The organism is Marinagarivorans sp., assembly GCF_982758155.1.
On the sequence record NZ_CEXWTU010000001.1, the window covers coordinates 69,241 to 78,915 of the forward strand.

At 45.9% G+C, this 9,675-nt stretch carries 7 protein-coding genes; 2 read left to right on the forward strand and 5 right to left on the reverse strand.

Going from position 1 to position 9,675, the window contains the following annotated elements:
- Positions 1-94 precede the first annotated feature (94 nt).
- From AC3A8L_RS00270 to AC3A8L_RS00290, 5 genes are all read right to left on the reverse strand, one after another.
- Entirely contained in the window at positions 95-1,099 is a 1,005-nt protein-coding gene (locus AC3A8L_RS00270) for an AraC family transcriptional regulator (RefSeq protein ID WP_487960204.1), read from the reverse strand.
- A 236-nt stretch (positions 1,100-1,335) separates the two neighbouring features.
- Entirely contained in the window at positions 1,336-3,384 is a 2,049-nt protein-coding gene (locus AC3A8L_RS00275) for a cellulose-binding domain-containing protein (RefSeq protein WP_487960205.1), read from the reverse strand.
- A gap of 378 nt (positions 3,385-3,762) precedes the next feature.
- On the reverse strand, positions 3,763-5,877 hold the full coding sequence (locus tag AC3A8L_RS00280) for a carbohydrate-binding protein (RefSeq protein WP_487960206.1): 2,115 nt from the start codon (positions 5,875-5,877) through the stop codon (positions 3,763-3,765).
- Between the two features lie 211 nt (positions 5,878-6,088).
- Positions 6,089-7,096 (reverse strand): AraC family transcriptional regulator, encoded by a 1,008-nt coding sequence (locus AC3A8L_RS00285; RefSeq protein WP_487960207.1) that lies wholly within the window; start codon positions 7,094-7,096, stop codon positions 6,089-6,091.
- Between the two features lie 217 nt (positions 7,097-7,313).
- On the reverse strand, positions 7,314-7,985 hold the full coding sequence (locus AC3A8L_RS00290; protein WP_487960208.1) for a TetR/AcrR family transcriptional regulator: 672 nt from the start codon (positions 7,983-7,985) through the stop codon (positions 7,314-7,316).
- A gap of 111 nt (positions 7,986-8,096) precedes the next feature.
- Here AC3A8L_RS00290 and AC3A8L_RS00295 point away from each other — a divergent pair, with 111 nt between their 5' ends.
- Together AC3A8L_RS00295 and AC3A8L_RS00300 are read left to right on the forward strand one after the other, a co-directional pair.
- Entirely contained in the window at positions 8,097-8,834 is a 738-nt protein-coding gene (locus AC3A8L_RS00295) for an SDR family oxidoreductase (protein WP_487960209.1), read from the forward strand.
- Between the two features lie 366 nt (positions 8,835-9,200).
- On the forward strand, positions 9,201-9,668 hold the full coding sequence (locus AC3A8L_RS00300) for a glutathione S-transferase N-terminal domain-containing protein (protein WP_487960210.1): 468 nt from the start codon (positions 9,201-9,203) through the stop codon (positions 9,666-9,668).
- The last annotated feature ends 7 nt before the right edge of the window (positions 9,669-9,675 follow it).

The window sequence follows — 9,675 nt, forward strand, 5'->3', positions numbered from 1 at the left end:
TATTTTGTTGACGTATGGCGCTTTTCGTGTCCGCTGAAGCTTGATGCCTTTACAGGTTTTTATCGCGTTATGCTAGCGCTGAAGAAAGTTTCGCCTAACGGTAAAGCTTGGGTGAATCGCCTGTCACTTTTTTAAATATACGATAAAAAGATGACTCACTATTAAAGCCTGATTGGTTCATTACCTCGGCAATAGTGATTGTAGGATTTTGTGAGAGGATCATTTTGGCGTGCTCGACGCGGTAGTGATTAATAAACTCTGAAAAAGACATGCCTAATTGGTCATTCAGTAACTGCGAAACCCTGCGGGGCTTATAACCCAACCTTTTACTAAAGCGATCAATGTTGAGGTTTTTTTCGAGGTGTAAAGACTGGGACAGCATCGCGCTGACTAGGTTGGCCTGACTCTCTTGTAATGCTTGTTCATCAGTAGAGTCATCACTGTAGCCCACGCGGCCTTCGTTGTGATCATGTGGTGCTTGTTCGTCAAATAGTCTTGCTCGATTCAAGGTTTTAAAGGCCATTGAGGAGGAGTAAATATAAAGGAATATCATGCTTAATGCCGATATGGCGTCATGAGTCAGGCCAAAGTAGTGAGGTAGCGTTTCGAAGGTGATCAACGAAAGCGGACCGCTGACGATGTGAGTAAACAATTCCCAGGTCCAGGTAATAATAAATGTGATCACAAGTAGCGTTAGCCACTGAGCGCAACGGTGAGTATCTTCAGAAGCATATGCCTCCAGAAGCTTTTTGGCTTTCGAAATTCGACTAATACACCAAAACGAGAATAAACAGGGCAAAAGCAATGCCGCACTGTAACTGATAAAAACGGAGGGGGTTGTCTCAACAAATCGGCGGGTAAGGTCGGGGGTTTCTATGCCCAAAAACACATAAAGCAAAGCGATGGGCACGGGTAGGGCCAATAAAAGTTTGCGTAAATGGGTGTTTTTAAAGTGTGATTCTGTAATGGATGCGACGTATAGATATAAAGCGCCGCCTTTAAAAAAGCTCATTGCAAAATATAAAAAGGTAATTGCCGAATCCCATTCGGTGCGATAAGGCAGCAGAGCGGGCACCCACAAAAGCAATTTTAGCCCCATGGTCAGGCCTATGCTTAAAAAGAAGGTAATTAAGTAGCGTGAGCTTATTTGCTTGGCATTACTGCTGGCACAGATTGCAATGGTTAGAAATATACACCCAAAACAGGTGAAGATAAGCATTAGGTCTGTAAGAGCAAATATTGGTTGATACATAAAACTTAACGATAAAAATACATTTTCAAGTTTGAAAAGAGACTACTACCCCGTTATAGGGCAGTAGTCTGTACGGCTAAATATTAATCGCAGCTTCCTAAGGATGTCCAAGAAGCATCGCTACCCGGTAGGGAAGATGTGTACCAGTTTGCTTGGAACAGCTGATTATTGTTTTGCATTAATTCGTTACTCAGTAAATGCGTATTGGGGCCACCGTTATAATCATTGTGTAACCAATTTGGATAAACGGCTACGCCGCTGCAGCTTCCGCCTGTAGGTTCTTCGCAGCCGCTCGCATTTACGGTTGTTCCTGCTGGTGTATTAGGGCAAAGGTCTAAATTATCATTCACGCCGTCGTTATCAGAATCCAAACATGAAGAATCGGTACAGCCCGCAGTATTCAAGAAGTCTTCCATAATTACTTTACGCTCTGGTAAAAACTCCGTTAATACAGGCGGTTTAATGATGAAGCGGTCTGCACCTGCCGGTTTTATTTCAAACCAGTTGAGGTTCCAGTTTCCTGATTGGGTCGATATGGCTAACTGTGTGATTCCTGCGGGGAGTGTCACTGTGCGCTCTACGGTTCTCCAGTTTTGCCAGCCACCGGTAAACGAAACGCTAAATGAGTCGTAAATTACACCGCCGCCAGGTTGCTCTAGCTGAATATTACCGCCGGGGAATACGTTCTTTGCTGTGCGGTAAGATATGATATAGCGATTATCAATACTGGGTGGAAGCGCTACATCAAAAATCATCCAGTCGTTAGCATCGACAAAACCAACATTTAAACCGCCGCCTACATCCGTTGTGGTTTCGGTCTCAATACCGCTTTGCATAATAAAATTTTCGGCTTCGATACGTACTGGTGTTATATCTGATTCTAACCTAAGGCTGTGCATCTCAAGTAAATCGGATGCTGGCCCTACATGTTCTAGTCCATTGCCCAAATCGTCTGCGCTGCTGTGACAACCTACACAGGTGAGCACTGCCACACGACTCAATACCTGTGCCGGTGTTAAGTTTGAATTGGCAGTTCGGAGCTGCTGCTGGATACGCTGAGCAAAGCCGGAGGTATTTTCATTAAAGGCATCGTTAAGTTCTTGGCGAGATGGCAGGTGGCCACCGGGCTGCCCATTCACCGCGCCTGAAAAAATCGATTCAGCTAAAGCCGCTCGCAGGACGATACCTTGGCGGCCCACTTCTGCTTCCGCAGGAATATCTATGTTAAGGGTCGACATAGTATTTGCCAGTAAACCTTTACCCTTTATCGAAACGGCATTGACTACTGCATCTTGGAACGCTTGAGCTTGCACTGGGAAGAGTGAAGTATCTGAGGATAAGTCTGCAAAAGGTGTTTCTTTGACCGTTGTTTGCACGAGTTCAACGGTGTTTCCGTTTATTCGACTATTAAGCTCCGAAAAGGACCAGACATCCGGCGTGGAAATACGATTATTAATACGAATTTGCCCGCTAATTGGCGTAACACTTTCGCCTTGGTAATTGTGTGCCGATATTACGGGGCTAAAACCGTTAAGCCCATTAAAATAAAAGTCACGCAGTTGTTGCGCCCTTACATTAATATTATCTTCTGTCGATAAACCGGCCCAAAAGTTCATAACCGGACGACAGCCTTCTAAACCAAGTTCCGGATGAGGATTGGGTAGCTTAGCTTCAAAAATAACGAACTGTGTCGTTATAGAATTTCTGCCGTTTACCTGAGAAAAGGTTACGCGGTATTCGCCGCAATTTTCGCCATCTGCAGGGGCAAGATCAAAACGGTTAACGAGAGATATCGCTTCGGTGGTATTTATACCTCTAATTGTTGTGCCACAGCCACCCGGTAGGTTATTAAAATCAGTGGAGCTACCATTGCAAAGACTCGCCTCCATCGTGTCTACCAATTGCTGCGGCGATGTAGAAAAATCTCCAGCACTGGTGGCAATGGCTTTTAATACACCATTTTCACCGTTCAGCGAAAACTGATTCAAAATGACTTTGTCTGTAATAAAAAGTGAGCGCCTAGGGTCTATCTCTGCAGCCTGAGCGTGCGCGATAGATACCACCGCCAGTACTGCGGGCATAAGTTGTTTAAATTTTGATAAAGGTGTTATTCCTTCAAAAAAACGATTCATAATTGTTTTCCTTTTTGATTGTGCGGTGGGTCATGTCATTTTATAAAAAATCCAAATTATTTGGATGTGGATTTTATTACGGATGTTGTGGCGGCTGCTGCCGATAATTTTTCAGAAGCCGGCCAGACCGTTATAGGCATAACGGCCTTGCCGGCAGGGTGGGGCCCAAGCACGTTCGTTATTGTTGTTCGTGCTGGCAAAGCTTGTTTAATTGTCACTATTCAGGTGGGTTCGAAATCATACCCACCCAAAAGGCGAACTGATTGTTTTCTGGGCATTCAAGCGTCAGGAACGCTTGCATAGCGGCCATGGATGGCTTGAGCGGCCCAGAAAATGATCTGTTTGCCGGCCTATTTGTGCATGGCTGAATAGTTACGTTTAATTAATAGGCACTAATATCACGTCATCAATACTTATTGCGCGTGCAAGTCCGGGAGCAAGAGGACCATTCGAGCCTAAGTTAAAGGTGATGCGGCCGTTGTTGTCTGTGCCTTGTTGCATGGTGAAGGTGAATTCGTGGTGGGTGCCGCCAGGATTCGAGCTTACCGTTTGCGATGGCATGTAAGCTGTGTAGTTGCCACCATTTTGCTCAACCACAACATCAATATTAGCTTGGGTGGTTTTGCCAAAGGTCATCGCGTTAAAGCTTAAGCGGTATTGCTGCCCCTGCGTTAAGGGAAGCCCTGCTTGGTGAAATTGAATATTCCAATTTTGGTTACCTGCAGCATCGATAAAAATACGTGCATCATTAAACTGATTGTTTAAGTCGAATGTAGCCGCTGCTGGTGCTTGTTGGTAGGTTTGCCAAAAATTAGCGCCTTGCTCGAAATCACCATTTTGAACGAGGTTGTTACAGCTTGTGCATGCCGCCGCAAGAAAATCTTCAAGAATGGTTTTACGCTCGGGAATAAAAGTCTCTTGTAGTGTGCGCTTTACTTCATAGCGCTCATCACCATTACCACGAATTTCAATCCAGTTAATATTCCAGCCTGGATTTAAAACAGCAATAGCGAGCGTTGTTGTATTGGCGGGAATAGAAACCGTCTGTTTAATTGTGCTCCACGATTGCCAGGTAATGCCCGTTTTTGGGATATCAAGCTGCCCAAATACTTGGCTGCCACCTTGTGATTCTAACTGTAGCTTACCGCCGTTGTTCGGGCTGGCAATGCGATAGCGTACTTCGTATTGGCCGTTATTGCTTGGTGGTAAAGTAATGTTGTAGGTCATCCAATCGCCGGCATCTAGCCAGCCAACATTTTGCCCGCCGTCGGTATCGGTGGTTGTTTCGGTTTGAACGCCAGACATGTTGGCAAAATTTTCGGCTTCAATTACGATTGGTGTTCCAAGTGTTGTAGGCAAAAAGTTGAGAAATTCAGAGGATTGCTTGTTCGAGGTAAAGCTAATATTACCGCCCAATACTTGGCCTTGATTATGGCAGCCACCACAGCTTAACGAGTTGACTCGTGAAATTACCTGTTGTGGCGTTAATGCACTACCTGTGGCATTGAGTTGGTTTTGAATATCGTTAGCAAAGTTACCCTGCTCATCAAAATGACCCAGGACGCCGCCGTCGAAATCGGTACTAAAATCATCTGAAAAACCACTGCCGGTGGCGAATGCATCCGGTAGGTTTATCGCAAGCGAACTCATTGTGTTGGCAAGTAAGTTTTGACCGTTAACCGTTAGCGCATCTAATACGGCGGTTTTAAAGCTGTCGGCTAAAGGGTGGTTGCTTGTGTCGCTGGCGAGCTCGTCAAAAGGGTTGTCTTTTGCGGTGCTTTGCGCAATCACGAGGTTGCCTGAATTGGGGATGGTGCGGAATTCAAATTGTGACCATGTTGTTAAGCGGCTGTTGCGGTGATTAAGGCGAATTTGGCCCGAACCGTTCTCGCCACCGGCAAAATGGTTTACGTCAAAAACCGCGGGGATACCGCTTACGCCGTTAAAGTAAAACTGCTGTAATGCGCTAGCGCGAGCGGCGATATTATCTTCTTCAGATAACCCTGCCCAAAAATCGGCGATAGGCCGGCAGCCTTCTTTGCCTAGCGAGGGGCTAGGGTTGGGAAGCTGTGCTTCAAAAATCATAAAGTTAATGGTTTCACCAGTGCCACGAACATCGGCAAAGGCAATGCGGTATTCGCCACACTGCTGATCGTCGGCTAAGTCAAAGCGGTTGGTGAGGGCTATTGGTGTGTAATTGCTGATGGTGCCGAGTGTTAGGGCGCGGCAATCAACAGGGAAGCCATTAAATGTTTGGTTGCTGTCGCGCAGACAGCCGGGCCAGTTATCCAGAATATCTTGCGCGGAATGGGTGGCGTCACCTTCATCGGCTAACAACTTATCGAATATCGCTTGCGCGCTAAACTGATTCAGAATTTGTGTTTCTGTGATGATGAGCGAGCGATCGGATTGAATATCGGACAGCGCAGGTTGGCTTGCCACAAAGGCGGTACTGATGAATGAAGCTGCACAAAGCAGTTGTTTGAAGCGCATAATTATCTCCGAAGTATGCCGGTTTAAAGACTGGGCGCATTCTAGGCGCGCGACTTCACATTTCCCTATTCTTAATCATTATCGATTTAATATTGGGAATAAAAATACGTAAAGTAGTACTTTATAAAGGGCCTGGAGCGTGAATTGCTCCTTATTATGGATGGCTTATGGCTTATGGCTTATGGCTTATGGCTTGTGATGAAAGAGAGCGCTAGATTTTAGTCTTTGAATGATTAGCTTTGTTTTTTCGATAATGGGCAGGGGAGACGCCATAGGCATTTTTGAACAAACGATAAAAAGATGAGCTACTCGCAAAACCGGATACTTGACCAACTCGTTGGGCGGTTAGATCGTGTGTGTGGGTTAAAAGGCGCTCAGCTTCTTTTAAGCGCTCTTGGTTAATCAGCTCGATAAAGCTGTAGTGATGATATTGCTTGATAAGGCGCGAAACCGTTTTGGTTTTTAGCTTGGTGTGTTCGGCGAAGCGAACAAGGTTAATTCGGCTATCTAGATATATTTTATCGTGAGTGAGTGCGCTGTTGATTAACTCTAGAGCCTCTGTGTCTTCGCGTGATTCTTTTACTTGTGGTGGCGTAACCGGGGAGGTTGGCGATTGTTGCTGTGTATTTGCTGCCTGATTTGGGCGATACGATTTAGCATACAAAAACGCTGTTAATAACAAAGAAATATAGTTATTGGTCGCGCCAATAATATGGGGGATGCGATCGCCTAGGGTGGCGTGAATAAAGCTTCCCAAAAAATGCGCGATTAAGCCCCAGCTCCAAACGGCAATATAGCCATAAGTTAAATACAGAAGGTATTTATTTTTGGTGGTTATTTTTCGGTTAACGGTGATAAGCGCTGCAATGGCAAACACCCAAGGTACAAGGCCCAGTGTGCCTATAAACAGGAAAGGTAGCCACTCGTGGCCCGTGAAATTATTTTGTAATACGGTTCGGTCGGCGCCTAGCATTACGGCTATTATTGCGGCGATAAATGCGGCAATAATAAAACTAATCCCTCGGGCCTTTTGCGGTGGGGGTACTGCCTGGGCGCTGTTGATGTATAAGAACAGCATTGGGCCTTTCAGGTAGCAGGTTGTGATGTATACCAGCGTAATCGTTGTATGCAGTAGCCAGGGCGCTGAATCAAAAGAGGGGTTCCAAATCGTAAGCTTACACCCCAGCCCCAAGCCTATGCAGACAAAAAATAGTCCCAAGGGAAGCCGCCCTTGCGATACCGCTGAAAAAAATAAAACGGGTACGGCAATTAATAAGGAGCAGCAAGCGGCTATTGCAAGCGCGAGGTCATGTAAGCTGAAGGAAAGTATCACGATGGGTTTAAATATAACCGTGTTAAATAAGTAGGGGATATTGTACGGGTATCGCGCAGTGGCAGCGAATATTGAATGTGACTGCAGATGATTTATTTATGCATTAAATACCCAGCCCCTTGAGAGCCTGCATCACTATGGGCGCAAGTGCATCGTGTTTGTGCCCCGTGCGTGCCATTGAGGCCGAGCCGTGTAATACCGTTATTAAAAAGTTAGCGTTCTCGGCGGCATTGGTATCTAGCTTTAATTGTTTAGCCTCTGGGTCTTGGGAAAACAGTGTGAGTAGCATGTTGTACGACAATTGACTGACTTCTTGTATTTTTTGACGAGCCGCTGGTGGAGTGGCTTCGGCTTCTGTTTCGGCGGCGCACAGGGATATGTAGCAGCCCTTGGGTGTACTTTCGTCGCATTGCCCTGCGAGTACAGACATTAAAAAGGCCGATAAGCGCTCGCGTAGCGGGACGCCAACTTGCTGCAATGGCTGGCAGTAGGCGTTCGCAATGTGCGCTACATAGTAGTCGGTGGCTTGAATAAACAAAGACTCTTTATTACCAAAGGCGGCATATAGGCTGGGTTTGTTTATATCCATGGCCGTGGTGAGGTCCGTAAGCGATGCCGCGCCAAAACCTTTCTTCCAAAAAACATGCATTGCGGCAGCGAGCGCCTGCTGTTTATCAAATGCAATTTTTCTTCCACCGGACATAACGCTTCCAATATTTAGGGCTTGAGGGGGTATTGACATCATTATACCGATCGGTACAATACGATCAATCATACCGATCGGTACAAAATCGAATTTAGTCTACTCGGTATAACCGCTGGTCATTTATTCACACAACCATTTATTCACACAACCATTTATTCGCATAACAAAGGGGCAACGAATATGAGTTTTTCAATTGAAGGTAAAGTGGCTTTAGTTACTGGGGCTAATCGAGGTATTGGCAAGGCGATTGTGGAGGCCTTTATTACGCAGGGCGCGAGCAAGGTGTATTTGGCGGTGCGCAATCCGGAGTCTACGTTACCGATGGCGCAGCAATATGGCGATAAAGTCATCACGCTGAAATTGGATGTTGGGGATGCAGAATCCATTAAGCAAGCGGCTGCACAAGCGCAAGATGTGGATATTGTTGTGAATAATGCCGGCGTGCTCGAAGTGGCCGACCCGCTAGCAGACGATGCCGAAGCGGCTTTGGCTCACGAAATGAAGATTAATGTTTATGGCTTAATGCGTATGGCACAAGCTTTTTCTCCCGTTTTGGCGAGTAAAGATCAAGCGGCATTTGTGCAATTAAATTCTGTAGCATCCATTGTGAATTTCACGCCATTTACCACGTATTCGGCCTCTAAGGCAGCGGCATACTCAATTACACAGGGCTTAAGGGATAAGTTTTTACCACTGGGTATTCAGGTTTTAAGTGTACACCCTGGCCCGATTAAAACAGACATGGCGGCTAAGGCCGGTTTTGAGGAATCCGACCCGGCATCGAGTGTTGCAGATGGCATAGTTACGGCTTTAGCCAGTGGCGATTTTCATGTATTCCCTGATAGCATGGCTAAGAATATCCAAGCGGCTTATCAAGGTTTTGCTGATGCGGTTATTCATGCACCCGCTGCAGAATAAAAATAGTAACTATTCAGCTATCTGCGAAATTGGGGACGAGGCAATAATAGTTTATCCAATTAGGCGAAGAGATCGGCTTTCTTATCGAGGCGCTTAAAGGGGCGCATGCCGGGGCATGTAACGCTTTGAGCAACGAAGGTAAGGAGGTCGAGATCAAGCATTAATGGATGAAATATTGTTTCCTCGTCCCTTGAGTTCTAATTGATCATTTTCTAGGCCGTTCTAGCCATCCATGGGCACTATACACGCGCTCCCGGCGCGTGAATGCCTAGAAAAAAATCAATCAGCCCTCTGGGTGAGCAATATTTTTCTACAGCTGAATAGTTACTAAAAATATTTAAACGCCCGTTAAATTAAGGAGCACTCATGTCCGCTAATGAAACTTATCAACCACCTAAAGTGTGGCAGTGGCAGCAAGAAAATGGTGGTAATTGGAGTAGCACGAACCGCCCGATTGCAGGCCCCACGCACGAAAAAGCATTGCCTGTGGGTAATCACCCTTTTCAGCTGCATTCGCTGGCGACGCCTAACGGCCAAAAAGTCACCATTATGCTAGAGGAGTTGTTGGCGCTAGGGGAGGCGGGGGCAGAATATGATGCCCACTATATTGATATTAGTGCTGGTGATCAGTTTTCGAGTGGATTTGTCGCTGTTAATCCTAACTCCAAAATACCGGCATTAATGGATCACTCTACGGCTGCGCCTACGCGTATATTTGAGTCGGGCACTATTCTTTTATACTTGGCCGAAAAATTTGGACAGTTATTGCCAGCCTCTCCTAGTGAGCAGGGCAAACGCATGAAATATTCACATGCTAAAAAGCAATTTTTCTAGGTAGACT